At 67.8% G+C, this 26,239-nt stretch carries 24 protein-coding genes and 1 pseudogene; 12 read left to right on the top strand and 13 right to left on the bottom strand.

Features of this window, described 5'->3' with window-relative positions:
- Positions 1-5: 5 nt before the first annotated feature.
- Both E5679_RS15280 and E5679_RS15275 read right to left on the bottom strand, forming a co-directional pair.
- A complete protein-coding gene (locus tag E5679_RS15280) occupies positions 6-407 on the bottom strand; it encodes a LapA family protein (protein WP_138417400.1) in 402 nt (133 codons plus the stop codon).
- Positions 408-500: 93 nt separating this feature from the next.
- Positions 501-3,128 carry an Ig-like domain-containing protein gene (locus E5679_RS15275; RefSeq protein WP_138417398.1) on the bottom strand — a complete coding sequence of 876 codons (2,628 nt, stop codon included), beginning with the start codon at positions 3,126-3,128 and terminating at the stop codon, positions 501-503.
- 289 nt (positions 3,129-3,417) lie between these two features.
- Here E5679_RS15275 and E5679_RS15270 point away from each other — a divergent pair, with 289 nt between their 5' ends.
- The 7 genes from E5679_RS15270 (at position 3,418) to E5679_RS15240 (ending at position 9,273) form a co-directional block, all read left to right on the top strand.
- On the top strand, positions 3,418-4,185 hold the full coding sequence (locus E5679_RS15270) for a helix-turn-helix transcriptional regulator (protein WP_138417396.1): 768 nt from the start codon (positions 3,418-3,420) through the stop codon (positions 4,183-4,185).
- Positions 4,186-4,252: 67 nt separating this feature from the next.
- On the top strand, positions 4,253-4,930 hold the full coding sequence (locus tag E5679_RS15265) for a trimeric intracellular cation channel family protein (RefSeq protein ID WP_138417394.1): 678 nt from the start codon (positions 4,253-4,255) through the stop codon (positions 4,928-4,930).
- Entirely contained in the window at positions 4,927-6,183 is a 1,257-nt protein-coding gene (locus E5679_RS15260; RefSeq protein ID WP_138417392.1) for an amidohydrolase, read from the top strand. The genes E5679_RS15265 and E5679_RS15260 overlap by 4 nt, the downstream gene beginning before the upstream one ends.
- A gap of 74 nt (positions 6,184-6,257) precedes the next feature.
- Entirely contained in the window at positions 6,258-6,566 is a 309-nt protein-coding gene (locus E5679_RS15255) for a PLD nuclease N-terminal domain-containing protein (RefSeq protein ID WP_212746974.1), read from the top strand.
- Positions 6,563-7,492 carry an ABC transporter ATP-binding protein gene (locus E5679_RS15250; protein ID WP_138417390.1) on the top strand — a complete coding sequence of 310 codons (930 nt, stop codon included), beginning with the start codon at positions 6,563-6,565 and terminating at the stop codon, positions 7,490-7,492. The genes E5679_RS15255 and E5679_RS15250 overlap by 4 nt, the downstream gene beginning before the upstream one ends.
- Positions 7,489-8,250, top strand: a complete 762-nt coding sequence (locus tag E5679_RS15245) for an ABC transporter permease (RefSeq protein ID WP_138417387.1) — start codon at positions 7,489-7,491, stop codon at positions 8,248-8,250. Before E5679_RS15250 ends, E5679_RS15245 begins: the two co-directional genes overlap by 4 nt.
- A gap of 36 nt (positions 8,251-8,286) precedes the next feature.
- A complete protein-coding gene (locus E5679_RS15240) occupies positions 8,287-9,273 on the top strand; it encodes an aldo/keto reductase (RefSeq protein WP_138417385.1) in 987 nt (328 codons plus the stop codon).
- A gap of 19 nt (positions 9,274-9,292) precedes the next feature.
- Here E5679_RS15240 and E5679_RS15235 read toward each other — a convergent pair whose 3' ends face one another.
- The 7 genes from E5679_RS15235 to E5679_RS15210 form a co-directional block, all read right to left on the bottom strand.
- Complete coding sequence (locus E5679_RS15235; RefSeq protein WP_249336168.1) at positions 9,293-10,126, bottom strand: glutaminase; 834 nt, start codon at positions 10,124-10,126, stop codon at positions 9,293-9,295.
- Positions 10,123-11,721, bottom strand: coding sequence for a PucR family transcriptional regulator (locus E5679_RS21075; RefSeq protein WP_212746972.1), 1,599 nt, complete (start codon positions 11,719-11,721; stop codon positions 10,123-10,125). The genes E5679_RS15235 and E5679_RS21075 overlap by 4 nt, the downstream gene beginning before the upstream one ends.
- Positions 11,722-11,862: 141 nt before the next feature.
- Complete coding sequence (locus tag E5679_RS15230; RefSeq protein WP_138417381.1) at positions 11,863-12,624, bottom strand: hypothetical protein; 762 nt, start codon at positions 12,622-12,624, stop codon at positions 11,863-11,865.
- A gap of 29 nt (positions 12,625-12,653) precedes the next feature.
- Positions 12,654-13,535, bottom strand: coding sequence for an alpha/beta fold hydrolase (locus E5679_RS15225; protein ID WP_212746971.1), 882 nt, complete (start codon positions 13,533-13,535; stop codon positions 12,654-12,656).
- A complete protein-coding gene (locus E5679_RS15220; protein WP_138417379.1) occupies positions 13,532-14,080 on the bottom strand; it encodes a flavodoxin domain-containing protein in 549 nt (182 codons plus the stop codon). Before E5679_RS15220 ends, E5679_RS15225 begins: the two co-directional genes overlap by 4 nt.
- The gene (locus E5679_RS15215) at positions 14,077-15,525 is read right to left on the bottom strand and encodes a serine hydrolase domain-containing protein (RefSeq protein WP_138417377.1); all 1,449 of its coding nucleotides are present in this window, start codon (positions 15,523-15,525) and stop codon (positions 14,077-14,079) included. Before E5679_RS15215 ends, E5679_RS15220 begins: the two co-directional genes overlap by 4 nt.
- Positions 15,522-16,886, bottom strand: coding sequence for a wax ester/triacylglycerol synthase domain-containing protein (locus tag E5679_RS15210; RefSeq protein ID WP_138417375.1), 1,365 nt, complete (start codon positions 16,884-16,886; stop codon positions 15,522-15,524). The genes E5679_RS15215 and E5679_RS15210 overlap by 4 nt, the downstream gene beginning before the upstream one ends.
- A gap of 199 nt (positions 16,887-17,085) precedes the next feature.
- On the opposite strand from E5679_RS15210, the gene E5679_RS15205 reads away from it, so the two are divergent.
- Together E5679_RS15205 and E5679_RS15200 are read left to right on the top strand one after the other, a co-directional pair.
- Entirely contained in the window at positions 17,086-17,553 is a 468-nt protein-coding gene (locus E5679_RS15205) for a hypothetical protein (protein WP_138417373.1), read from the top strand.
- Positions 17,507-18,142, top strand: coding sequence for a GyrI-like domain-containing protein (locus E5679_RS15200; RefSeq protein WP_138417372.1), 636 nt, complete (start codon positions 17,507-17,509; stop codon positions 18,140-18,142). Before E5679_RS15205 ends, E5679_RS15200 begins: the two co-directional genes overlap by 47 nt.
- A 1-nt stretch (position 18,143) precedes the next feature.
- Here E5679_RS15200 and E5679_RS15195 read toward each other — a convergent pair whose 3' ends face one another.
- The 4 genes and pseudogenes from E5679_RS15195 to E5679_RS15180 all read right to left on the bottom strand — a co-directional run bounded on the left by E5679_RS15195 (position 18,144) and on the right by E5679_RS15180 (position 22,234).
- On the bottom strand, positions 18,144-18,776 hold the full coding sequence (locus E5679_RS15195; protein WP_138417370.1) for a DsbA family protein: 633 nt from the start codon (positions 18,774-18,776) through the stop codon (positions 18,144-18,146).
- 169 nt (positions 18,777-18,945) lie between these two features.
- Positions 18,946-19,179: pseudogene (locus tag E5679_RS21610) on the bottom strand (DUF4190 domain-containing protein); the annotation flags it as partial.
- Positions 19,180-19,265: 86 nt separating this feature from the next.
- Entirely contained in the window at positions 19,266-20,519 is a 1,254-nt protein-coding gene (locus E5679_RS15185) for a M20 family metallo-hydrolase (RefSeq protein ID WP_249336167.1), read from the bottom strand.
- Entirely contained in the window at positions 20,516-22,234 is a 1,719-nt protein-coding gene (locus E5679_RS15180) for an amidohydrolase (RefSeq protein ID WP_138417368.1), read from the bottom strand. Before E5679_RS15180 ends, E5679_RS15185 begins: the two co-directional genes overlap by 4 nt.
- Before the next feature lie 93 nt (positions 22,235-22,327).
- Between E5679_RS15180 and E5679_RS15175 the strand changes: the two genes are divergently transcribed.
- The 3 genes from E5679_RS15175 (at position 22,328) to E5679_RS15165 (ending at position 26,237) form a co-directional block, all read left to right on the top strand.
- Entirely contained in the window at positions 22,328-23,485 is a 1,158-nt protein-coding gene (locus tag E5679_RS15175) for an RsbRD N-terminal domain-containing protein (RefSeq protein ID WP_249336166.1), read from the top strand.
- Between the two features lie 131 nt (positions 23,486-23,616).
- Positions 23,617-24,939, top strand: a complete 1,323-nt coding sequence (locus E5679_RS15170; RefSeq protein ID WP_138417366.1) for an MFS transporter — start codon at positions 23,617-23,619, stop codon at positions 24,937-24,939.
- On the top strand, positions 24,936-26,237 hold the full coding sequence (locus tag E5679_RS15165) for an ArgE/DapE family deacylase (protein WP_249336165.1): 1,302 nt from the start codon (positions 24,936-24,938) through the stop codon (positions 26,235-26,237). The genes E5679_RS15170 and E5679_RS15165 overlap by 4 nt, the downstream gene beginning before the upstream one ends.
- Positions 26,238-26,239: the final 2 nt, after the last annotated feature.

Below are 26,239 nucleotides of genomic sequence, written 5' to 3'. Positions count from 1 at the left end.
GTAGCTCAGCCAGTTTTCCCTGAATGCCCGGGTCGCTGCGGCCCGGGCGTTCGCTGCGCTCGGCGTGCCACCATGCGCAACTGGAGAATGCGCACCGCGCCGGCCACCGCGACGAGCACCCCGCCCGCGACGGCGGCGATGAACAGCGCGAGACCCAGCGGAACCAAGCCGTCGAGGCCGAGGAACTGCACGCGGACCGTGTCCTGATTCTGCAGGAAGAACACGATCAGCAGGATCAGGACGACCAGGGCGACGACCACCGTCGCCCAGACGACACCAGCCCGCGTTACCGGCGGCATCGGTTGGGGTTGCGGTTGAGGCTGCTGCATCGGTTGGGCTTGCGGCCGAGGCTGGCCGGTGCCGTCGGGCTCCCGAGGCGAGGTCGGGGGCTGAGGTAGCTGGCTCATGATGCTCCCTTCATGATCTGTCCCAGCTACTCTTCCCCCGAACTCCCGGTCTTGACCAGTTGCAGGTGACTATGTTGAACGCGGGCTGTGGGCTCAGCTTCCCGAGCCGACGAGCTCGACGGCGACCATATCCCACCTGTCGCTCGTCGGAGCGGTGGCGCCGACAGCGACCTGCGTCCCCGCGACGCCCGTGGTCTGGTTGGTGTACTCCGTCCACGAGGTGTCACCGTGCGTGGTGTCGACCCACTGCTCGAGGATGACGAGGCCGGTCGGCAAGGTGCGGGCGAAGGCGTTGTCCCAGTCGTGCCCGACGCCGAAGACCAAGGAGGCGGCCGCCGTCGTCGTGATGCTCACGCTCGGCGCGCCAGTGGCCGCGCCGCCTGAGGTGACTGCTCCGGCTCCCTTCGCGCCTTCATAGGCGACCACGGAGAGTTCCTGCGTGTACCCGCCAGAGCTCGGCGCAGACTGGACAGTCACATTCGTTAGCACCGTGGCTGCCGTCGCGGTCCACACTTCGGCATCGCCGTACTGGCCATTGGACCGGCCAAGGAGCTTCCACGCGAGGCCCGCACCCGAAACGGTGGCAGTCTGGGAGTTGGCCTTGGCCGGACCGTCCTGGGAGACGAACGCGAGCAAGACTTCGCCGACTGCGACGGTACTGAAGGTGGGCGTCGTAACGGTCCCGGATCCGCGGACGTCGACCAGCGCCTGTTGGACGAAGCACGTCATGGCGGGCGGCGGGTTCTGCACCGTGATGCCGACGCCTGCCGAGGTCCCGGTGTTGCCGCTCGTGTCGGTGGCGGTCGCGGTCAGGGTGTGGGCGCCGTTGGCCGTCTTGGTGGTGTCCCACGTGATCGCGTACGGGCTCGCGGTCGCGGCGCTCCCGAGTGGCTGGCTATCGAGGAAGAACTGCACGGAAGCCACCGCCGCGTTGTCGCTCGCGGTCGCGGCCACGGGGACGCTCCCGGAGACTGTCTGGCCGGCGGTGGGGTTCGTGATCTGCGCGGTCGGCGGAGTGGTATCCGGGGGCGGTGCCGTGCTGGAGCCGGGGAGAACCTCGACTCCCACCATGTTCCACCTGTCGGTAGTTGGTGCGGTGTCCGCGAGCGAGACCGACTGCCCGGCGGCGGTCGTCGCGGTGATTGTGGCCTGCGCCCACAGGGTGTCACCGCTTCCGGTATCCAGCCACTGGCTGATCATCTGCTGCCCCGAGGCCAGCGTGCGGGCCTTCGCAAAGTCCCAATCGTTGCCAACCGCCAGGGTCAGGGAGCCGGCGGCCTTCGCCGCGAAGGACACAGCTGGCGGCCCGGAGGCACCCGCAGCCACGCCCGATGCGCCGATCCCGCCCGAGTTGACGAACGACTCAACCACGAGCTGCTGGTCATACCGGGCCTGGCTCGGCGTCGAGGTCACGGTGGCTCCGCTGAGGACGTTCGGGGCGGTGGCCGTCCAGATCTCGGAGTCACCCAACTGGGCGTTGCCCCGTCCGACGCGGGTCCAGGTGAGGCCGGCGCCACTGACGGTCACCGTCTGCCCGCCCTTCTTCGCGCCGTCGCTCGCTACCGCAGCGATGAGGACCTCGCCGGGGGCCGCCGTCGTCACTCCCGTGGCACTCACGGTGCCGTTGCCGCGAGCGGTGGTCGAGCGGTCCAGCGCAAGGGAGGTGCCCGCGCCGACGCTGACCGGCACGACGGCGGCCGTGTTGACGGTGCCCGCGCTGTCGGTGACGCGGGCGCTGAGGTTATGGGTGCCCGGGCTGGTGGTCCCCACGGTCCAGTTCATGCTGTAGGGCGCCGTGGTCACGGGGTTCCCCAGGGCTACCCCGTCGAGGAGGAATTGGACGGAGGAAACTGTGGCGGGGGCGGCCGCTGAGGCGCTCGCGGTGAGGGTCACCGTTCCAGAGACGGCGGCTCCCGGGGCGGGGCTGGTGAGAGCGGCCGACGGCGGCACCACGGTTGGGTGGGTCTGGCTGCCGACCGCCACGCTGGTGCCGTTGATGGTGACCACTGTGTCGGTGACATTGTTGGTGTTGTCACTTTCGGTGAGCACATGCAGAGGGTCGGCAATTCCGCGAAGAATATAGGTTCCGTTGGCGACGCCCGAAATATCGATGGGCTGGCCAGAATCCGTCTGGTCATATTGGTCGCCCCACCCGACGGACCAGCCGAGAGGACGCGTCGGGTCCGTGCAGTTCGACTGTGGGATGAAGGACGACGTCGGGGTATTCGGGACTCCGCCCACTTGGACATCCGCCGTGATGCAGTAGTCCGTCTTGGGGCTCGTCGCGACGACGGTGCCGATGGACCCATCCGCATTGATGGTGTTGAGGGTGAATCTTGTCAGGGGGAATTGGTAGTCGTTGGGCGAGTCGAAGACGCCGATCGCGGCCAAGGGCACGGTGTGGTCGAGCGACCACGAGCCCGGGGCCGAGCTGTTGTAGATGGATTGGACGAACGTGGCTGTTCCGGTTGCCGAATTGTAGGTCGGGTCAATTTCGAATGGCCCGACGCCGGCGTCCCACGTGATGTGGGTGAACCTTAGCATCGGGTGATTCGTGGTCGGGTCGGTGCCGATCGAAATGAGGTTGGTGGGGACTTGGACCTGCATATCCGGCGGGGTCAGCGTTGCTGCGGCGGAAGGAGTCGCGGTAGCCGCGACGAGCCCGAAGCCCGCGAACGTGATGACGGACAGGAACCAGCTGAGAAAGGGCTTGTGGCGCATTGTGGGCCTCCTCGAGGCCAGACACACGAATGGAACACGTCCGAGCGCTGTTTTCAAGGGCGGGACGTCTTGCTCTGGAGCGAATGCCGAGCCGAGAGAGGGGGATCAGCAGTTCGACTCTGGCGGCTAAAGAAATCGGAGGCTTTGTCTCGGTATCAGGAGTTCGCGGACCTTCCGGGCACGAAGAGTATGCGCTCACAGGATCCTTTGAGCAATACGTACTTGTGCGTACGGCCCGCGGTTCCTACCCTCGTGCCGTCGGATCAAGCCGAGAGTCCGGAGGCCCGCCATGGAGCCAGCCGAGAACCTTGCCGCCCAGCTCATGGGCCTCCCGACGAGGCAGGAGTACATGCAGGCCACGAGCGAAATGCTCGCGAAGCTCTTCCCCGGTCTCGGTGTGGGGTGGGCGTCGTTCGATTCGCAGACCGGCCAGGTTGAAGTGATGAATTACCCGGACGTGCCGAGCGTTTCCCGCGAAGTGTTCCTCAGGTTCTATCAGGAGCATCCCCTCATTCGCGGATACATGTTCCACGAACAAGCACAATGGGACATTCTTCGGTTGAGCGATCTCATCTCGGACAGGGCCCTTCGGGAGACGGCGGTCTATCGCGAAGCCCTCCGTCTGGCCGGAGTCGACCGCCAGTTCTCGATCCGGCTGAACGTTCCCGGAGACGCAGGCCTGAGCGCATGGGCACTGGTCAGGAACGGCCAAGACTTCTCGGACGCCGAACTCGGGCTCGCCGCGCTGGTGCAGCCGGTCCTGCGCCTCCTCAATATGGCCTACCCCCGGCTCAATATGGCCTACCCCCGGGCCGAAGAGGTGGAGACACAGCATGCCTCTGACTCCTTCGACCTGACGGTCAGAGAGCGGGAAATCCTGCACTTGATCGGGCATGGGCTCACCGCCGTCGCGGTTGGGCACCTCCTCGGAGTCAGTCCCCGCACGGTGGCCAAGCACCTCGAACACGCGTACATCAAGCTAGGCTGCACAAATCGCGTCGATGCGCTGAACCGGCTCCGAGGGATTGAAGCCGGCGATCGGTCCCAGCACGTCTGAGGCTGGCCAGTGAGGCTGGCCAGATCTGGAACTGGTTCTGGCCCAGGTGTTCGTGCAGGGTGGAGCTGTGGGATTCGATGCGGGTGCAGTCTTCGACGTCGTGGACCTCATCGGCGTGCTCGCCAATGCCATTCTTGGCGGCGCCGTCGCGCGGCAGCTTCGCATGGACCCGATCGGCTTCCTGGTGCTTGCCGTGCTGTCCGCCCTCGGAGGCGGCATGATGCGGGACACGCTCCTCCAGCACGGCTTCCCCGTGGCCCTGACGAATCCCGCGTACCTCATCACCGCGGTGGCGGGAGCCGCGGTCGCGTTCGTGGTCAGGCTGGACGGCGTCTGGGCCTCGCGCGTGCTCCTGGTCGCGGATTCGCTGGCCCTTGGCTGTTGGTCGGCGACCGGCACGGCCAAGGCGCTGGGCGTCGGCTTGGACTGGCTGCCGGCGATGCTGCTCGGGCTCCTGACGGCAGTCGGCGGCGGGATGGTGAGGGACATCGCCGTCGGTCGCCTGCCCGTCATCTTCGGCGGCAACACCCTCTACGCGACCGGCGCGCTCATCGGCAGCGCCGAGATGGTGGTGGCGTACGGATGGGGGCAGCAGAATGTGGGTTTCGCCCTCTCGATCGTCACGGCTTCGGCGATCAGCCTGATCGCCCGCCGCCGGGGATGGAGGCTCCCGGAGCCCGTCGAGTGGAGGCTCGGCTCTTTGACAGGAATCCGCTGGAATCGCCATCGAAAGGAGAAGCCATGACATCCGCGGCAGACGCCGTCCTTTCTTCCCAGTCCACCATCCAGGAGTGGCAGGAGTCCCTGTACAAGGACCTCCACGCCCACCCAGAGCTCAGCCATCAGGAGTTCAGGACGGCGAAAATCGTGGCCGGGCAGCTCAGGAATCACAGTTTCGCCGTGCATGAGGGCATTGGGGGCACCGGCGTGGTGGGGGTCCTCGAGAACGGTGACGGGCCCACCGTGCTCCTGCGCGCGGACATGGATGCCCTTCCGATCGCGGAGGCGACGGGGCTGGACTACGCGAGCACGGCCATGGGAACCGACGCCAGCGGGCGCGGGGTGCCGATCATGCACGGATGTGGGCACGACGTCCATGTCTCCTGCCTCCTCGGCGCCGCGCGGCTCATGGCCGCAGCCCGGGAGTCGTGGGCGGGCACTCTGGTTGCACTTTTCCAGCCCGCCGAGGAGATGGGCGACGGGGCGAGGGGAATGGTCGACGACGGCCTCACCTCACGCGTCCCGCGGCCTGACGTCGTGCTCGGCCAGCATGTCCTCGCCCACTCGGCGGGCACGCTGAGCCCGCACCCCGGCGCCTTCCTGTCGATGGCCGACAGTATCCGCATCACCCTGCACGGGCGGGGGAGCCATGGCTCTATGCCCCATCTCTCGATTGATCCGGCCGTCCTGGCGTCAATGGTCGTCGTGCGGCTTCAGGGGATTGTGGCGCGCGAAGTTCCGCCGGGGGAGTTCGCGGTAGTGACCGTGGGCCGCATCGCGGTCGGCGCGAAGAGCAACATCATCGACGACCATGCGGTGCTCGAGCTGAACATCCGCACCTACGACCGCTCTGTCCGGGAACAGATTCTCGCCGCGATCGAACGCATCGCCCGAGCTGAGAGCGCCGCCTCCGGCTCGCCGAAGGAGCCCGACTTCGAGGTCTACGACAGCTACCCGCTCACCAACAATTCCGAGGAAGCCACCGCCCGGGTCGCAGAGGCCTTCCACGAGCACTTCGGCGGCCTCGTCACGGACTACGGCAGGCAGACGGCGAGCGAGGACTTCAGCACCATCCCCGACGCGTTCGGCGTCCCCTATACCTACTGGGGAGTCGGCGGCACCGATCCCGATGCCTACCGGCAGGCCGAGGAGCGCGGGACCGTGAGTGCCGACATCCCCGCGAACCACTCTCCGCGCTTCGCGCCGGTCCTCGAACCCACGCTGGAAGCGGGCACCGCCGCGCTCGTCGTGGCGGCCCTCGCCTGGCTCGCCCCCTGAGGCCACCGGAAGGCCACCAGCCAGCGGGACCAAGGGCACTGTCCCGTAAGAATGCCCACGCCTAGTCTGGGCGCGTGGATCCTTCCACCATTCCCGTCTGGATCATCGCGGCGGTTGTCCTGCTGGCCCTCGTCCAGGTGACTCTCGTCGTCGTCGCTCTCGTCGACCTCTACCGGAGACCCATCGCCGAGCTGACGTTCGGCAACAAGGTTGTCTGGGCCGCCGTCATCATCTTGCTGAACATCTTGGGCCCGATCCTCTACTTCGCTGCCGGACGCCGTCGCCCGCCCGCAGATGACGCAGCGGCCGCTGCGCCGTCCGTAAATCCTCGGGACGTGGCCGACGCCCTGTACCGGCGGCCGGAGAAGGGAAGCGGGCCGTGAGCGCGGCCATCGAAACCTACCGCCTGAGCAAGGTCTACGGCAGGACACGTGCCTTGGACGATGTCGACCTGCGGGTGGAGGAAGGATCGGTGTTCGGCTTCCTCGGTCCGAACGGCGCTGGCAAAACGACCATGCTGCGCCTGCTGACAGGCCTCGCCCGCCCAACCTCCGGTTCCGCTCGGATCCTCGGCCAAGACGTGGCCGCCGTCGGAAACTCCGTGCGGACGGAGATGGGGTTCCTTCCGGACGTACCTGGATTCTACGACTGGATGACCGGGGAGGAATTCCTCCGGTTTGCCGCCGGCTTGTTCGGCCTTGAGGGTGGGGAGCTGCACAAGCGGCTCGGTCTGCTGCTCGGGTTGGCGGGCCTCGAAGGCGTCCGAACCCAGATCGGCGGCTACTCACGGGGGATGAAGCAGCGTCTCGGCGTGGCCCAGGCTCTCATCAACGCCCCGCGGCTCCTGCTGCTCGACGAACCGACCGGAGCGTTGGACCCGTTGGGCCGGAAAGACGTCCTGGACATGATCGCCTCGCTCCGCGGCCGCACCACCGTCTTCTTCTCCACCCACATCCTCGGCGACGTCGAGCGGGTCTGCGACACCGTCGCGGTCCTGAACGCGGGGCACATCGTCGCCCAAGGGCCCATCGACGAACTGCGCTCGCGGTACGGGCAGCAGAAGGTCGTGCTCGAAGTGACCGGGGGTGCGGAAGGGCTCCGTGCCGATCTCGAGGCGGCGCCGTGGGCCACCCGTGTGGCGTCCGGGTCGAACGGGACGCTGGAAGTGACCATCACCGACTTGGCTGAGGCCAGGCTTCAGATCCCAGCGCTGGTCGCTGCGCGCCATCTGGGCCTGTCCCGCCTGGAGGCAGGGGAGATGGGCCTCGAGGAGGTCTTCGTGGAACTGGTGGGGGAGAAGGCGCAATGAACGGGTTCGCTGCCTTCGCCCTCAAGGAGGTCCGGGAGATCGTGAGGACCTGGCGCATCTGGGTGCTGCCAGGCATCGTCCTCTTCTTCGCGCTGACTGGCCCGATTCTGGCCCGCTATACCCCGCAGATCCTCGGCGCGGTGGTCAGCGATCAGATTCCGGGCCTCAACCTCCCAACGCCTACCTCCGCAGATGCCTACGCGCAGTGGATGAAGAACCTCTCGCAGATTGTGCTCGTCACGGTGATCATCAGCTACGGAGGCCTGGTCTCGGGCGAGGTCAGGAGTGGGACGGCCGCCCTCGTCCTCACGAAGCCGCTCTCGCGCACGGCGTTCGTCGTTGCGAAGGCGGTCGTGCACGGCGTCTTCCTCGTGGCCGCCGTCCTCGCGGGGACGCTCGTGACGTGGGGCGTCACCGCGGTCTTCTTCGACGGGGCCCCGGCCGGCCCGCTGTGGTCCGGCACGCTGGTCTGGCTCGTGTTCGGTGTGCTCTTCGTGGCCCTCATGGCGCTGCTCTCCGTGGTCCTCCGTTCCGCCGCGGGGGCGGCGGGCATCGGCATCGCGGCCTACGCAATCCTCAGCGCGGCCGCCATCTGGAAGCCGCTCGGGAGATACTCGCCCGCCGCGCTGACCCCGCAGGCGGCCTCGCTGGCCGCCGGTCAGGAGGCTGACGTCCTCTGGCCCGTTCTCACGGGATTGATCCTGGCTGCCGCGCTCGTTGCGGCGGCGGCCCTCTTCTTCCGGCAGCAGGACCTCTAGCCCCCGAGCCGCCCGCAGCGCCTATAGTCGGAAACCATGGAACAGCGTGTGCTCGGACGTACTGGCAGGAAAGTGTCCGTGATCGGACTCGGAACGTGGCAATTGGGAGCGGGCTGGGGTGATGTCGAGCGCGAGGACGCCGTGAAGGTCCTCGACGCCGCGGCAGAATCCGGGGTCACCTTCTTCGACACCGCGGACGTGTACGGGGATGGCCGCAGCGAGCAGATCATCGGCGAGTGGCTCGCGGACCACCCGGACGCTGGCATCACGGTTGCCACCAAGATGGGCCGCCGCCTGCCCCAGGTCCCCGAGAACTACACCTTGGCCAACTTCCGCGAATGGACCGATCGCTCCCGCCGCAACCTCGGCAAGGACACACTCGATCTCGTCCAGCTGCATTGCCCGCCCACCCCGGTCTATTCCACTGACGAGGTCTTCGATGGCCTCGATCAGCTGGTCGAGGACGGCGCGATCCGCAACTACGGCGTGAGCGTAGAGACCGCGGAGGAGGCCCTTACAGCGATCGCGCGCCCCAACCTCGCGTCGGTGCAGATCATCTTCAACCCGTTCCGGCTCAAGCCCCTCGAGGAGGTCTTCCCGGCGGCGCAGGAGGCCGGCGTGGGCATCATCGTCCGGGTCCCTCTCGCATCGGGGCTGCTGAGCGGAAAGTTCAGCCGCAGCACCCAGTTCGCCGAGAACGACCACCGGAACTACAACCGCGACGGCTCGGCCTTCGACGTCGGCGAGACCTTCTCGGGGGTGGACTACGAGAAGGGCCTCGACGCGGTCGCCGAGTTCCAGAAACTCGTCCCGGAGGGGCTGACGACGGCGCAGGCGGCCTTGGCCTGGATCGTCTCCCAGTCTGGGGTCACCACGGTGATCCCCGGGGCCAGGAACGCCGATCAGGCGAGGGCGAACGCCGCGGCCGCGCAGGGCGTCGGCAAATTGGGCTCCGAGTTCGACGACGGCGTGCGTCGGATCTACGACGAGTTCTTCCGCGAGGCGGTCCACCCGCGCTGGTAGCGGGGAATCGGGTGGTCCGTCAGAAGATGGACCACCCCGTCCGGGCGGTGAGGTCCGCGAGGGCCGCGGTGCCCGCAATCGAGTTGCCCTTGGCGTCGAGTCCTGGGCTCCAGACGCATACGGTGCAGCGGCCCGGGACGATGGCGAGGATCCCTCCGCCCACCCCGCTCTTGCCCGGCAGGCCGACGCGGTAGGCGAACTCGCCCGCCGCGTCGTACATGCCGCACGTGAGCATGATCGAGTTGATCCGCTTGGCGTCGGCGGCAGAAAGCACGTCGGCTCCGGCGTCGGCAAGGAAGAGGCCGGCGCGGGCCAGCTCCCGGCAGCTCATGGTGATGGAGCAGTGCCGCACGTAGTGCTCGAGCACCGCCTCGACGGGATTGCGGAGATTGCCGAAGTCCGCGAGGAAGTTCGCGAGCGCCCGGTTCCGGGAGCTGGCCGAGAGCTCGGCAGCGGCAGCGTCGTCGTCGACCATCACAGCCTCGCTCCCGGAGCGCGCGCGCAGGAAGCCGAGCACCGCCTCGCTCGCGTTGCCCACGCGCTCGTGGAGGAAGTCCGTCACCACGAGAGCTCCTGCGTTGATGAAGGGGTTTCGGGGGATGCCCGCCTCCGCCTCGAGCTGGACGAGGGAGTTGAAGCGCGTCCCGCTGGGTTCCCGCAGCACGCGCTCCCAGAGCTCCTGCCCCGGGTCGTTGCCGAGTGCGAGCGCGAGCGAGAAGAGCTTGGAGATGCTCTGGATGGGGAACGGCGTCTCCGCATCGCCGGCGCTGACGACCGTTCCGTCCAGACTCGCGATAGCGATGCCGAACGGAGGACGATGCGCCGTCACGAGCTCGTCGAGAAGCGCCCTCACGCAGCACCGCCCGCCGTCGTCAGCCGCTTCGCCTTCCACAGCTCGAGGTGGAGCAGCGCGATCGCGGCGTGCGCGGGGTAGCCGAAGTCGAGGTCGGTGAGGCGGCTCGCCTTCGCGATCCGGTAGTACACGGTGTTCTTGTGGAGGCCCATCCGGCGGCCGCATTCGGTGACGTCCATGCCCGCGGCGAGGTAGTCCACCAAGGTCTGGGCGAGCTCCTCGTCCTCGAGGCACAGCCGGGACAGGGCGCGGTGCCGGAACGAGGAGGACTCGAAGGCCCGGGCGGCCTCCTCCAACAGGACCTCGGCCTCGAAATCGTCGAGCGACGCGACTGCGAGCTGCCCAGCGCGGCGCAGGCAGCGGAGGACGGCCGCGGCCTCGGCTGCCGTCGACCTCAGGGCGAACAGGCTCGGTGCAACCTGCCCGATCGCGATATGGACCCCCACCCCGAGCCGCCTTGCGTCCTTGACGATGGCGTCGGCAAGCATGCGCAGGCCCGACGCGGCATCGCCCGAGCGCAGCTCCGGGACCACAATCGCTGTCTCGCCGGCATGCTGCCCCACGACAGCGGAGGCCTTGAAGGCCGCCGCGTGGATCGCTGCGAGGTTGGCCAGTTCGCCGCGCTTGAGCTCGGCGTCCGCCGTCCGCGCGTCCTCCGGGCTCAGACCCACGAGGAGGAGGCAGGCCGGCCGTTCCGGATCGATGCGCGCGAACTGTGCGCTCGCCGCCGCTTCGTCCGGATGGGAGAGGAGCCGGGCGATCCGGTCCTCCCGGAGGTGCACCGACTGCTCGTTGCGGTGCCGGATGAGCTCATGCGAGGCTCGGCGGGCGGCTCCCACGAGGAGGTCGTCGACGTTGGGCGCGAAGCCGGAACCTGTCTCCTGCAGCCAGATGTAGCCGAGGACGCGCTCGCCGGCGAAGATGGCGATGGCCGCGCGCTCCCTCAGCCCGTCCTCCGGCCTCTCGGGGACCCGCACCACGCCTCGGGTCTCGTGCAGCTCCCGGTAGGCGCCCAGATCCTTGAGCAGCACCTCGTATTTGCGCGGTCCGCGGCGCGTGAGAATCGAGGCGCGGCGGAGCTCGTCGATGTCGTTCGAGACGGTCGAGTAGGCCAGGACCTTGTTGGCGGCATCTTCGATCACCACATGGCTCGACGTGAGGCGGGCCGTGGTCTGCGCTATCGCGAACAGGTCCTCTTCGATGAGGGTAAGCACATCACTGTGGTAGTCCGTGTTCTGGATCCGGCCGTTCACCACCGAGAGCACGGTGTCCCAGCCAGCCGTCGGTTCGATGAGGAGGAGGCCGACGCCGGCCGCCCGCAGGAGCTCCTCGATCTCCTGGGCCTCGCCCGCCGTCCCCTTGAGGGCGACGGCGACTGGCCGGCTTACCGCAAGGTGCCGCACCATAGGCAGGGCTTCCCGCCCGCGGACGCCCATGAGGCAGACGAGTGCCTCGGAGACGTCGCGGTCGGAATCCTCGGAGTCGAGGATGAGGGCGTGCGCCACGGGTGCGTCCGTGGGCTGGGGGCGGCTGATGAGGGTGCCCAGATCTGCGGGCAGGTCTTCCAAGATGTCGTCGACGTTGACTGATCCCACCGTGTTCCTTGTTCGAGAGTGCCAACCCGCCGGCGCCATTGCCGGCGGCACGCACCATGGTAGGCGTGTCACCTCCGAGTGGGGTTTGGGTGACGCCCCATTTTCCTCAGGGGGAATTGGGATTCAGCACAATTCCCGCTCCTACTGCGCGGCTCCATCTCCCAGCACCGGTCGCAGGACCTCTGGGTCCATCGACCGGTGTTCGCGCACAGCCGCGGCCCACCGCGCCGGCTCATCGAGGTGCGCCCGGGCGAACGCCGAGACCGAGTCCGCCGGTTCGTCGATGCGGGCCCACTCCCGGTACGGGAGCCTGCACTGATGGGCCAGGACAAATGCCATGAGGAAGGCCCCTGCGCGCTCGCGGAGCTCTGGGTCTGCGTGGAGGTAGTCGATCTGGGGGAGCGCCGCGAAGGCGAGGGCCTCCGTGTCCTCGGACGCGTCCTCCGGCGGGAGGGGAATCTCCCCGGTTTCGAAGACCTTCAGCGCCACCGGCAGGACGCCGTCCCTCAGGCTCGCGTCGTCCGCGTCCCCGCAGACGCCGTCGAGGATCTCGCTGAAGACCAGAACGTTGCCCACGTTCGCCGTCATGATCCGGCAGGCAGCGCCGAACGGCGCACTCGCCAGATCCTCACCCATCTCGGGGTGCGCGAAACCGTCCGCCACGGTGCTCGCGAGCATCCCTACGGCTTCTGCGATCTGGTGCCGGGCTGCCGGGGTGGCCGCGGGGAAGTGCCGGGTCAGCAAGTCGAGCGTGGGCCGGGGCAGGAGGGCCAGAGCTGTCAACGCGGTGGGACCGTCGGTCGGCCAGAGGCGGCCGTCGAAACCCATCAGGGTTCCGTTCTCGGGATCGGCGAGCGGGCAGAGCATGGTCAGGACTGCGTGGGCTTCGTCTGCTTGGGTCACGGTTACTGTCTCCCCAGCCACCACCGCCCTCAACCCGGCCGGTTCTGAGAACCCGTTCCTGTCAGAAAGGTGCGGAGTGCGGTCAGGACTTCGTCGGGCCGCTCGTCCTGGGGGCTGTGGCCTGCTCGATCGACAATGGACAGCCGTGCCCCGGGAATCCCGCCTGCCAGCTCCTGCTGGCACTCGGGCGGGAACAGGAAGTCCTCCCGCCCGGCCATCACGAGCGTGGGTGCGGTGATCGCACCGAGCCGATCGACGACAGACCACCCCGGGAGGAGGTGGCGGCCCGCGAAGATCAACGCTTCGGGACGCATCCGCGTGCGCCATCCGCCGGCGGCGAGTTCGCGCAGCATGGGGCGCCACCCTGAGCCGTACATGTAGGCTCCGCTGATCCGAACGAAGGTGGAGAGGTACTCCCGTGGCGCGAATTCGCCCCGGAACCACCGGCGGACAAGCTCTACCCTCGCCTCGTCGTAGCCGCGCTGCTGCAGGATCCGCGGAGCGTTCTCGCGCGACCACCGGCTGTCCGCGCCCGTGTCCAGGAGCACGAGGCGCGACACCCGTTCGGGGTAGCGGAGCGCGTACTCGAGGGCTACGTGGCCGCCGAACGAGTGCCCGAGCACCGACCACGTCTCGAACCCGAGGAATTCGCGGAGCGCCTCGGCATCGGCGGTGAGGTTCTCCCACGTCATGGATGAGACGGGAACTCCCATGGACCTGCCGTTGCAACGGTGGTCGTAGAACACGAGGGTGAACTGATCGGCGCACCGCCGGAACGCGGCCATAGTCCACAGATCCGCGCTCGGGCCGCCATGCATGAGCACGACCGGCGGCCCGTGGCCCACGACGTCGACGTACAGCGACACGTCCCGCAGCGGGATCTTCCGCGGCCACCGGGACCGGAGTCTCACCCTGGGGCCGCACTTTCCTCGAGCTGGGACGCGAAGTCTTCAGCGAACCGTCTCACACCGTCCCACTCCGTGTACACGTAATCCCGGGACGTATCCGTGCCCAGCTCTCCGGGCTTGTCGCCCGCGATCTTCTTCATCAGCAGCCGCTTGACGAACCCGTACTGGGTGTAGAGGAGCGCCCCGCTGAAGAGGGCGACCTTCGCGGGCATCCACCCCGTCTCCTGCTCGAACTGCTCGATATAGCTCTCGGCCTCCGGGCGATCGCCGTGGGCTGCCAGGCTGACGGAGAAGAATGCGGAGGCGGTTCGGGCGAGGGCATCCTGATGGCGCCGCACGAAGTCCACGATGTGGCGGTCATGTTTGCCGACGTGGATCGACGCGCCGACTACGACACCGTCGTAGCCTTCAAGGATCCCGTCACCGGCCTCTTTGACGTCGAGCATGGTGACGTCGTGGCCGCGCTCGCGGAGAACGTCGGAGATCACTTCGGCGATCTTCTCAGTCTGTCCCTCTGTGCTGCCGTAGATGAGGAAGATCCGTTTCATCGGGGTGCCTTTCTGGTGAGTCGCTTGCGGAACACGGTCTCGCCGAAACAGAGGCGCTCGACGGTCCCCGCCGACTTGACGAAGACGACCGGCATAGGCGGTTTGCCGACGCCGGCCATGTCCACACGGAAGACGTAGGGATCGCCAGGGTCGGCGGGGAAGAGCCGCAACCCGCGGCGCAACGCCGGGATCGGGCTCAGAGGCTGCAGCAGCAGGTGCCCTCCGCGGACCCTGATCTCGGCCCCTGCGCCCATGACGAGCCTCATGAAGGCGTTCGTCATAGGGCCCGGCATGAGGCCGTACCACCCGCACAGCTCGGCCCACACTTCGGGGTGAGGCGCGAGGTCATCAGGGATCGCGCTGCGAGGGAGACTCAGAAGATGCCGGAGGATCGCATCGCCGAGCGGCACCGCCGCTCCGCGCGAGTCGAGTCCGCCGGTGTTGGTCAGCACGATCACGCCGATCCCGTGATCCGGAGCCAGGGTCATGAAGGACAGGAACCCCGAGACGACGCCGTCCTTGCCCACCATGCGACGTCCGCCCTCCTCCGAGAGGTCGAACCCCAAGCCGACTCCGGGCACCCGTGGGTCGGCCTGGAAGTGGGGGTGGAACATCGTCTCGATCGTTGCGGGCTTGAGGATCACGCCGGCGTCATTGCTGCCGCCCGCCAGAAGGGCGGAGGCGTAGCGCGCCATGTCCCGGGCGGTCGAATAGACAGCGCCTCCTCCCGGAGTGGGCACTCCGTGACGGGGGACTGCTGCGAGCCCATGCCGCGTCAGGACGTACCCTGTCGCGAGCTGGGGCCGCACCCTGTCGGACGGAACGAGATCCGTGTGCTCGAGGCCAAGCCGGTCAAAAACCTCGCTGCGCAGATAGCGATCGAAGGGCACACCGCTCACGTCCTCGACGATTTGGCCCAAGACCGCGAAGCCGTGATTGCTGTACATCCATTTGGTCCCGGGCTCGACTTCGTAGGGAAGGCCGCGGTGGTACAGCTGGGCCAGGGAGCTGATGGGCCGCACCGACTCCACCCCGGAGCCGAGGCGAGGCCGCAGGAGGTCGGACGGGCGCGGCCAGTAGCCGATTCCGGCGGTGTGGGTCAGCAGGTGCCGAAGGCTCACGGGGCCCAGTCCCGGTTTCGTGGGTACGAGCTCGAAGGCCTGCAGATAGCGGGAGACGGGCGCGTCGAGGTCGACGAGCCCCTGCTCCCACAGTTGCATGATGGCGACTGCGGTGAACGTCTTGGTGACGGAACCGATCCTGAAGACAGTGTTCTCCGTGACGGGCACACGCCACTCAGTGTCAGCGAGGCCGCGGCCGTGGAACCAGGCAAGGCCCGTAGCCCGGACGACGGCGATGGCGATACCCGCTGAAGGCCAGCGGTCCAGCACGCGAACCGTTATCTCTGCCAGCTGCGGTTCCCTGAGCTCGATCTCGGCGGTCATGAGTGGCTCCCGACTGCCGTCTCAGTCAACGCCCTCAGCTCTGTCTGGGCCGCCTTCGTGAATTCGTCCAGATCCGGATAAGCCCCGCCATCGGCGATAGCCATCGCATTGAATTGGCCTGCATAGGAGATTGCCCCCACTCCGAGGGAGACATTTCCGATGAGATTCAGCAAGGGGAAGATCTCCAGCAATTCGGCGCCGGCGAAATACAGCGTGTCCTGTGGCCCCGGGAGGTCGGCGGTCTCGACATTGACCCGTTGGCGGGCGATCCGTCGAAGCAGCACAGCGCTGACGAGTCTGCTGCGGAACGTCGTTCCGAGGGATGGGCGAGCCAGCATCTTCCGGCGCGCGGTCTCGGCCGCGATCTGGCGAAGCCGCACCCCAGGATCCCGCGATCCCACCGGCAGGCGGACCACCATCTGGCTGATCAGGTTTCCACCCTCGCCACGAAAACCCAGGGGTCGAAGCGAGACGGGCACGTAGACCGGCAGGCTCAGGTTCTCCGTGGCTTCCCCGCGGCTGCTGAGGAGTCCCCTCAGCCCAGCCGCGGTGACATCGAGCAGGACGTCGTTCACGGTGGCGCCGTGGGAGCGCGCCACGCGCTTGACCGCCTCGAGCTCGCTGCGCACCAGCCCGAAGACACGGTCAGGACCCACCAGGCGGTTGAGGCTCGTCAGAGGCCCGGGAGCTTGCACCATCACCTCGCGGAGGGACGGCCACGCTGACTGGATCCGACGGATGAGGTCGCCCGGGGCAGCGGCTGCCGAGAGCATCCGAGCGACTCGGGCCGCGCGGCGGCCCGCGTTGTCGGCGAGGAGATCCCAGGCTGACGGCGGCGGGGCCGGATCCCACGGCGGCGGGGGAGCGGCTTCCGCGACCGGACTGTCGTCGAGGAATGCCGCGAGATCGGCCACTCCTGCCATCCCGTCGGACATGACGTGGTGCAGGCGAATGAACAGCGCCACGCGGTTCCCAGACAGGCCTGGCAGGAACCACATCTCCCATGGCGGGCGTCCGAAGTCCAGCCTCCGGCGCCTGAGGCGCTCGACCGTTTGAAGGAGTTGGACCTCGTCACCTGGAACGGGGACCTGCGCGACGTCCACGTGATGGGCGAGGTCGAAGTGGGGGTCGTCCACCCAGAGCGGCCAGCCCAATCCCTTCCCCGGCTTGTAGAGGACTTGTCGGAACCGCGGCATGAGGTGGAGGCGTCGTTCCACAGCGTCGCGGGCAGCATCGAGCCGGAAGCGCCCATCAACTTCCAAGAAGGGGGTGCCGTCAACCACGCCTAGCGCGCCGACGTCTTGGGGCCATCGCTGATCAGGCCAGAGCATAAGGCGGTCATCAGCGCTGATTCTCTCCATGGCTACTCGCGTTCTCACCTCAATCAGGCGGGCGGCAGTCCCGCATCCACAATCGGTGGTGATACCTGAGGGTGAACCTTGCCGCGGAACCGCGTTAGGGGCTTAGGGCACAGGTCCATTGCGCGCCGTCCGTCAGGACCATTGGCACTGCCGCAGGGGAGGCGATTGCGGGACCGTGGGAGAGCATCAGGAGGCAGACATGAGCCGAATTGCTTTTCTCGTTGTGGCGGGCTTTGTGGCGCTGACGTCGTTCCTTGGCGGGCTCGTCATGGCTCTCGGAAGCTGGCTGGGGCCGGAGCGCCTGGGACTTCCGCCCGAGGTGATGATCCCGAACAGCATGCTTGCCGGTTCCCCCTTCGCGAGCTTCCTCGTGCCGGGGATCCTCCTCGCGGTGATTGTCGGCGGAACTCACGTTGCCGCCGTCGTCCTGGTGATCGGAAATCACCGCTGGGGGCAGTTGATGGCGGCGGCAGCCGGATATTCGATCCTGATCTGGATCTTCGTCCAGATGGTCTTCATTCCGTTCAGCGTCCTGCAGCTTGTCTATTTCCTGGCGGGCCTGGCTGAAATCGGATTCCTTCTCCTGATGCTCGGACTTCTCACTCCCCAAGGAGCAACCCATGTCCACACCGCTTCAGAACCTCGACGTTCTGTACAAGGCGCGTAAGGGAGCAGTCGAGTTCATCGACGTCCCGCCGCTTTCCTTTGCGATCGTGGAAGGGCAGGGCGATCCCGAAGGGCCTGCTTTTGCGGAAGCAATCCAGGCTCTCTACAGCGTCAGCTACGCCGCGCATTTCGCGATCAAGAAGACCCTGGGCGAGAGCACCAAGGTCATGCCGCTGGAGGCCCTGTGGTGGGTGGACCAGCCGGATCAGTTCGATCTTCTGACGAAGGTGACCGCCGGGGAGGCAACCATGGCAGAGACCGACCGCGCCGCGTGGCGGTGGCAGGCCATGATCATGCAACCAGAACCCATCGATGCGGCCGTCATCGAGCAGGCCATCAGGGATTCCCGGGCCAAGCAGCTTCCGGCCCTAGATCGCCTCCGGTTCGAGCGCTGGGAGGAGGGCCGCTGCGCGCAGCTCATGCATTGGGGGCCTTACTCGGAGGAAGGGCCCAGCATCGTTCGGCTGCATGCCGCCATCACCGCCGCAGGCCTCCAGCCTCGCGGGCGCCACCACGAGATCTATCTCGGTGACCCAAGGCGCAGCGCCCCGGAAAAGCTCCGGACCCTGCTCCGCCAGCCCGTGCAGTGAATCAGGCTCCTGTGCCCTCGCGGGACGTCAGGTCCGCCTGAACGAACTGGATGAAGTCCATTCCGGTCGAGGTGCCGCCGCCCCACTGCCGCCCGTCGACGAACGCCGTCGGCACGGCGTTGATTCCGCTGTCGATCGCCAGTCGATTGGTGTAGCGGGCCCAGGCGAGGTAGGTGCCGTTGTCGATGCACGCGGAGGCGTCTCCGCCAGCAGCTGCCACGAGGGACTTCAGCTGCTGATCGCTGAGACCGGCGGAGCCCTGCGGGGGCTGATGGGCGTACAGCTGGTAGAGGAACGCACTGTAATTCTCGGGGTGGGTGTTGGCCACACACGCCGCCGCGTCTGCGGCCCGGGACGAGAACCGATTGGTGGACTGCCGGTCGAGGAACGTCACCGGCCGGTACTCCACGGTGACCTTGCCCTCGTTCCGCAGCCGGTCGAGCACGGGCCCATAGGACGCATTGAAGTCGGCGCAGGCCGGGCACATGAAGTCCATGTACACAACGATTTTGACGGGCTGCCCCTTGTCCGCCGGCCCGATTCCCGGCGGGTGCGGGGTCTGCTGGGCAGGGGCGAGCGGGTCTGGCGAGGGGAGCGTGCCGACGTCGACGTGTGACGCCGCGGCAGGTGCCACCTGGCCGCCGATCCCCAGCGTGATCCCCCCCGTTGGCGTTCATGTTCGCAGGGCTCGGGCCCCGGTCCGGAAGTTGCAGCAGCGGGGAGGACGCAGGGAAGGGACCGGCCTGCACTTTCGCCGTCAGCCCGCCGAAGAGGACCAGAGCCACGATCATCACCAGGGCAATCCCCATGGAGGCGTAGCCCACCACGAGGCCCCCGATCGCGAGTCCGCGGCCGCCGTCGCCCGTGCGCCGGATTCGGGATAGCGCGATGTGCCCGAAGACGACCCCGAGGAGGCTCACGAAGAACGAGCACGCGAGCGCAGCGATCGCCAGGGGTTCCGTCCGCTGGGGCCGATACGGCGGCGGGAACTGGCGGGGATCAGGCCAGGGGCTCGGCTGATAGTGGGGTGAGCTCATGAAGGCACGCTCCCATGCCGCCGCCCCCGGCCACCACACTTGCCGGTACTCGACTTTGGGGCTCCGCGACCCCTACTTCTCCGGCCTTACTTCTCCGCGAGTTCGCCCCGCACGAGCCGGCGGGTCACCTCGGTGAGAAGCTCGACGCCGCGGAGGGCGTCGTCGTCGTGCGTGAATTCCGCCTCGTTGTGCGAAATCCCCTCGACGCTGGGCACGAACAGCATGACGGTCGGCACGACGTCCTTGAGATTCGTCGAGTCGTGTCCGGCGACGGTCATGATGTTCGTGTGGGTGAAGCCGAGGCGTTCGGCACTCGCGATGCCCAGCTGGACGCCCGCGGGCTGGTAGGACACGAGACCCCAGCGGTGTGTGAGCTCGAGGCGGATCTCCGTGCGTGACCGTGCCTCCGCGTCCCCGATCCACTTCCCGATGAGCTCCATGGCGCGTGCGAGGACCTCCTCGTCGGGGGAACGCAGGTCCAGGTTCATGACGACTTGCCGGGCGATGGTGACGGGCGAATTCGGGTAGACGTACATCTCGGAGACTGAGGTGTGGAGGAGCCCCGGCTCGAATTCTTCGGTGAGGTCGCGCGCGGCGGCGATGACGAGCGCGGCGCCGTGGAGCGCGTCCCGGCGGTCCTCCATGCGGGTGGCGCCGGTGTGCGACTGCGCGCCGTCCACGCTGACGCGGTACTTGCTGGCCGCCCACGTACGGTCCACGATGCCCACCTGTGTGCCGCTCTCCTCGAGGTTGCGGCCCTGCTCGATGTGGATTTCGGCGTACCGGGCGATCTGGGCGAGCGTGGGGGCGCCGCCGTCCGCGGTGAGATGGCCGACGGCGAGCGCTTCCTTGACGCTCACGCCGGCCGGGTCGGTGATCGCCAGGGCGTCCTCGAGCGCGAGCTTGCCCGTGAAGACGCTGCTGCCCATCATGCTCGGGGTGAAGCGGCTGCCTTCCTCGTTGAACCAGTTCACGACGGCGAGGTTGTAGACCGGCTCGAGCGATCCCGCCTTCGCCTCGGCGGCGACCCGCGCACCGGCGTGCGCTGCGGCGAGCACGCCGTACGCGCCGTCGTACCGGCCCGCCAGCGGTTGGGAGTCCAGATGGGAGCCGACCAGGACGTAGGGGGCGCCGGGGACAAGTTCCAGCGTGCCGAACTGGTTCCCGACCTCGTCGACGGCCTCGGTGTACCCGTGACGGGCGAGCCAGGCGCTGAACCAGCGCCGAGTCTCATGGTCGTCGGGCGTGCCGGCCTGCCGGTCCACTCCGCCGCCGGGGGTGGCTCCGAAGCCGGACATCTCTGCGAAGTCCGAGAGGAACTCGGGGTGGGTGGTGCTCAAGGCAGGTCCTTTCCAGTAAACGCGGAAGCTGCTGCAGTTGCAGTTGCAGTAGCAGTTGCAGTGTCAATGCCAGTGGCCGGGAAGTTCTCGGCGCCGAAGCGCACCTCCCCGCCGACCATGGTCGCGAGGACCTTGGTCTTCCCGATGCGGGAGGGCTCGACGGCGGTGGGGTCCTGGTCGAGGAAGACGAGGTCGGCGAGGTAGCGGGGAGCGAGGCGGCCTTTGATCTGGGCGGCTCCCGTTGCCTCGGCCGAGCCGGTGGTGTAGGCCGCGAGGGCCTCGGCGGCGGTGATGCGTTCGTCGGGGCCGTAGACGAGGCCGGACGGAGTCAGGCGTTCCACGAAGGACTGCATGACGTCCAGAGGCCTGCCGTTCGACACCGGTCGGTCCGAGCTTCCGGGCAGGACCGCGCCGCGCGTCAGGAGGCTCTTCGCGGGGTACGAAAGGGCGGTGCGCTCGGGTCCGAGGAGCCGGGCCATGCCGTCTCCGAACTCGGTGATGAAGTGCGGCTGGGGGACCAGCACGATGCCGTTCGCGGCGATCCGGTCCAGCTGCTCGGGTCGGATCACGCCGCCGTGCTCGATCCGGTTGGGCAGCGCGCTGGGGCCGTATTCCTGCTGTGCCTCGGTGATGATCTCGATCGCGTGGTCGATAGCCCTGTCGCCGATGGCGTGGATGGCGAGCGCCCACCCCGCGCGATACGCCTCGAGCGCCGCCGAGCGGAGCTTCTCGGCATCCATCTGCAGATAGCCGTGATTGTGCGGGCAGCCCACATACTCTTCGCTCACGTAGGCGGTGCTGCCGAGCAGGGAACCGTCGCTGAAGACCTTCATCGATCCGAGGCGAAGCCAGTCGTCGCCGAGCCCGGTGCGGATGCCTGCGTCCAGCCCGCGCGACTCCGGGTCGGAGGCGTGGCCGGGCACACGATGGAGCGCGTCGAGCACCATCATGGGCTGCATCCGCACGCTGAGGAGCCCCTTGTCCCGGGCGCTCTGGTACGCCCCAAATTCCCTCGGCGAATAGCCGATCCAGCCCCCGGCGATGCCCGCATCGGTGACGCTCGTGATGCCCTCGGACAGGTAGTGCGTCGTCGCGAGATCGAGTGCGCGTTCGATGGTTTCGAGCGGGTACGGGAGCATGAGGTCCTGGACGAGCCGCATGGCGTTTTCCTCGAGGAGGCCGGTGGGCCGGCCGTCCGGTCCGATGACGACGACCCCTCCGTCGATCGGCGTGCTGAGGTCCGCGTTCTGCGCCACCTTGGCGAGGGCGGCTCCGTTGAGCGTGCAGGCGTGCCCTGAGGAGTGCTTGATCCACACTGGGCGGCCGTCCGCCGCTTCGTCGAGCCGGTCGCGGTCGGGCTGCTGGCCGCCGAGCAGGAGGGGACTGAAGCCCGAGGCGACGACCCATTCCTCAGGGCCGAGCGTGGCGGAGGCCTCCGCGATGATGCGGTAGACATCCTCGAGGCTCGCCACCGAACCAAGGTTGGCCTCCATGAGGCCGAGGCCGAACCACACGCTGTGGGCGTGGATGTCGTTGAAGCCGGGAACGACGATGGCCCCGTTGGCGTCGATCGTCTGGGCTGCGAGGACGCCGAGCTCGGGCTCCGGATCGACGGCGAGGATCTTCCCGTCGTGGATGAGCAGGCTGTCGGCCACGGGATGCGAGGGGTCCTGCGTGAGGACGCGGGCGTTGCGGAGGAGGAGGTCGACGAGCATGAAACCTCATTCAACTCTGGGACAATGACTCGTTCAATGGACAAAGAACGCCGATTTCGCCCACCCGCTTGAGCATTTGCATAAACTGTCTGCGTGGCGGCACAACGGAACTTCACGGTGGCCCGCTCGGCGGAGCCGGAGTGGGCGCAGATCGTCGAACGGCTCTGGCAGGAGCGGGAGCTCCTGGTCGCCGACTTCCTCCAGCGGTTCTCCGCCATCTCGTACGGCGGCGCGCACGTGCCCGAGCAGGACGTCTACGACACGGCCGTGGACACCATGGACATGTTCATCTTCGAGATGGCCGGGGCCGAGCTGCCCCCCGACCTCCGGGCCCTGCCACGCGACATTGCGGTCCGGCGCGCGCGTCAGGGCGTGCCGCTGGACGCCTTCCTTGAAGCAGTCCGCAACGATTTCAGGGTCCTCTGGAAGGGCCTCGAACGGGTGGCCCGACCCGACGGAATCGGAATCCTCGTCTCCAATATGGACCGGGTCCTGGACATGGTGGAGGGCTACGTCAGCAACATCCAGCAGGCCTTCGCCGAGGAGGAGGCACTGCTGGCCCGGGACAAGCAGCTCTACAGGCAGCGGCTCCTGACCCGGCTCTTCCATGGGCAGCCTGGAGACGAGGGGGACGTCTCCGAGATCGCGGCCACGCTCGGGGTCCAGCCCGCCGGCTCCTTCGAGGTGCTCGCTGTGATCGACGACGCCGTGCCCCAGGCCCAGCGGGCGTTCGCTGCGGCGGACGGCGTCTACGTCTACGAGAACGCGGAGGCCCTGTACGTCTTCCGGCCCCAGCGGAAAGGCCGGAGCTGGCTGGGGGAAGGGCCGGGCTTCCCGGCCGGGTACGTCTCCGACGTCCCAGGCCTGGCAGCCGTTCCCGCGGCCGCGGCGTCCGCCCTCGTGCTCGCGAGGAACCGGCGGAATGAATCACTGCTGGCCACCGTTGAAGAGACCTGGATGGGAATCGCCGACGGTCTCCTGAGCTCGGCACTGCCGGGCTTCGCCGATCGGGTCACGGAGGCGCTCGACCGCTGCACGCCTCACGAACGCGAGCGCCTCCTGCAGGTGGCGCGGAGCTACGCGAGGACGGGATCCATCAAGGAAACGTCCGAGGAGCTCTACTGCCATCGGAACACCGTGGTGAACCGGCTGCGAAGCCTGCAGGACGTCATCGGACTCGACCTCACGGTGCCAGCTCAGGCCGCGCGGGCCCTCGTGGCTCTCAGCAGGTACAGCGAACCGTCCGCCTGAATGTGGATTTGAACAACCTAGGCCAGTGAACTGGGTGAAAATGGCCATTGTTCAGGGAAATAGCACTGACCTACGCTCGAAACAACCCCGCAGCTCTGCGTGATTTCCCTCAGCTCGAAAGGCTCGTCAAAGTGACGTCACTCCATGGCGCCCAGAGCGCCGCGCCGGTCATCTCCGGCAAGGACGCAGGCAAGATCGCCCGCGCCGCCTTCGTCGGGACGGCGCTCGAATGGTACGACTACTACCTCTTCGGTACCGCCGCCGCTCTCGTCTTCAACCGGCTCTTCTTCACGGAGCTCAACCCGACGGCGGCGCTGCTCGCCTCGTTCGCGACGTTCGGCGTGGGCTTCGCGGCACGCCCGATCGGCGCCATCATCTTCGGCTACATCGGCGACCGGTACGGACGCCGCCCTGCCCTCCTCGTCACGATCGTCATGATCGCCGTCGCCACCGGCCTCATCGGTGTGCTCCCCGACTTCGGCACGGTGGGCCTTGCCGCGCCGATCCTCCTCGCGGTGCTGCGTCTGGTGCAGGGCCTCGCCGTGGGCGGCGAGTGGGGCGGCGCCGTCACCATGGCGATCGAGCACGCCCCCGCCGAGAAGCGCGGCCGCTACGCCGCGATGGTCCAGATCGGCTCGCCGGTCGCGACCCTCCTGGCCTCCGGCGCGTTCACGCTCGTGCTCCTGTTCCCGTCCGCCGCATTCGACGCGTGGGGCTGGCGCATCCCGTTCCTGCTCGCCTTCCCGATGCTCGTGATCGCCCTGTGGATCCGCCTCAAGGTCGAGGAATCGCCGATCTTCAAGGACCTCATGGCCAAGGAGGAGACGGTGAAGGCCCCCGCCCTCGACGTCATCCGCCACGCGGGCGGCCGCCTCGTGGTCGCCGTGCTGGCAGCGCTGCTCGGCGTCGGCGGCTTCTACATGATCACCACGTTCGCGGTGAGCTACGGCGCCAACACGCTCAAGGTCGACCGCAACGTCATGGTCAACGCGACCCTGATCGCCGCCGTCGCCCAGATCGTCGTCACGATCTTCATGGGCCGCCTCGCCGAGAAGGTCGGCTCCGGCAAGGTGACCCTCTGGGGCGGCATCCTCTCGGCCATCCTCTCGTTCCCGATCTTCGCGATGATCGACGCGAAGTCCCCGGTGCTCATCACCCTCGCGATCACCCTGGGCATCGTCCTGATCGCGGTCGCCTACGCCGTCAACGGCTCCCTGCTCGCCGAGCTCTTCCCGCCCAAGCTCCGCTACTCCGGCGTGGCCCTCGGCTACAACATCGCGGGCGCCACGAGCGGCTTCATGCCCATGATTGCGACGGCGGTGCTCGGCGTGTCCGGCAACCAGTCCTGGGGCGCGGCGCTCATCCTCGCGATCATCTCCCTGCTGACCGCGGTCGGCGGCTACCTCGGCGGCCGCCTGCGGATCGAGGACAAGAACCTGGTCGCTGACGCATGATGGGCGCACCCGGTGCGCTCACCGACGAGCGGGCCCGCCGCATCGAGGACGCGGTCGACGCCGCGTTCGACGCCCAGCTCGCCTTCACCCAGGAGCTCGTGAAGCACCCCTCGCGCCGAACCCGCGAGGGGATCGCTCAGGACCTCATGCACGAGGCCATGGCCGCGCGCGGCCTCGAGCTGGACCGCTGGGAGCTCGACCCCGAGGAGCTCGCGGCGCACGAGGGCTTCGGCCCTGTGACGGTTTCCTACGAGGGCGTCACCAACGTGGTCGGCACCTACCGTCCGAGCGCCGAACGAGGCCGCTCCCTGATCCTGAACGGCCACATCGACGTCGTTCCCGAGGGACCAGAGGAGGCGTGGTCCCGTTCCCCGTGGGACGCCTCGATCATCGACGGCTGGATGTACGGCCGCGGCGCCGGCGACATGAAGGCGGGCCTGGCGGCGAACCTCTTCGCCTTCGACGCCGTGCGGGCCGCCGGATTCGAGCCAACCGGCCGCATCCACTTCCAGTCGGTCGTCGAGGAGGAATGCACGGGCAATGGCTCACTCGCGGCGTTCCTCCGCGGCTACCGCGCCGACGCCGTCGTGATCCCGGAGCCCGAGGAAGACATGCTCGTCCGTGCGAACGTCGGCGTGCTGTGGTTCAAGGTCCGTGTGAGCGGGAACCCCACGCACCCGCGGGTGATGGGCTCTGGCTTCAATGCCATCGATGCCGCCTACACTGCGATGGCCGCGCTGCGCGAGGTCGAAGCGAAGTGGAACCTCGAGCGGTTCAATCACCGCTATTTCGAGGATCTCGAGCATCCGATCAACTTCAACTTCGGCGGGATCGTGGGCGGCGACTGGCCGTCAAGCGTCCCGGCGTGGTGCGAGTTCGACGTGCGCGCCGCGATCTATCCCGGCACGACCGCCGAGGAGGCCTGGACGGAGCTGCAGGAGTGCCTTGCCGGCTTGGCCACGGGCGATGCGCCGATTGACGCCGTGCCCACGAGGACCGGCTTCTTCGCCGAGGGCTACGTGCTCGAGCCCGGAAGCGACGCGGAGTCGCTCCTCGAGGCCACCCATGAGCGCGTGTTCGGCGCCCCGCTTGGGAGCTTTACCACGCCGGGCTACCTCGACGGGCGGGTGTTCACCCTGTACGCGGGGATCCCGTCCCTCGTCTACGGTCCCGTCTCGGAGGCCATCCACGGGTTCGACGAGCGCGTCTCGGTCGAATCCATCCGCCGCGTCACGAAGAGCATCGCCCTCTTCATCGCCGGCTGGTGCGGCATCGAGGAGCGCAGCCCGATCTCCTGACC

This window comes from Sinomonas gamaensis (assembly GCF_005876955.1).
Taxonomy (GTDB): Bacteria; Actinomycetota; Actinomycetes; order Actinomycetales; family Micrococcaceae; genus Sinomonas; species Sinomonas gamaensis.
This window is presented reverse-complemented; position numbering and strand designations above follow the sequence as displayed.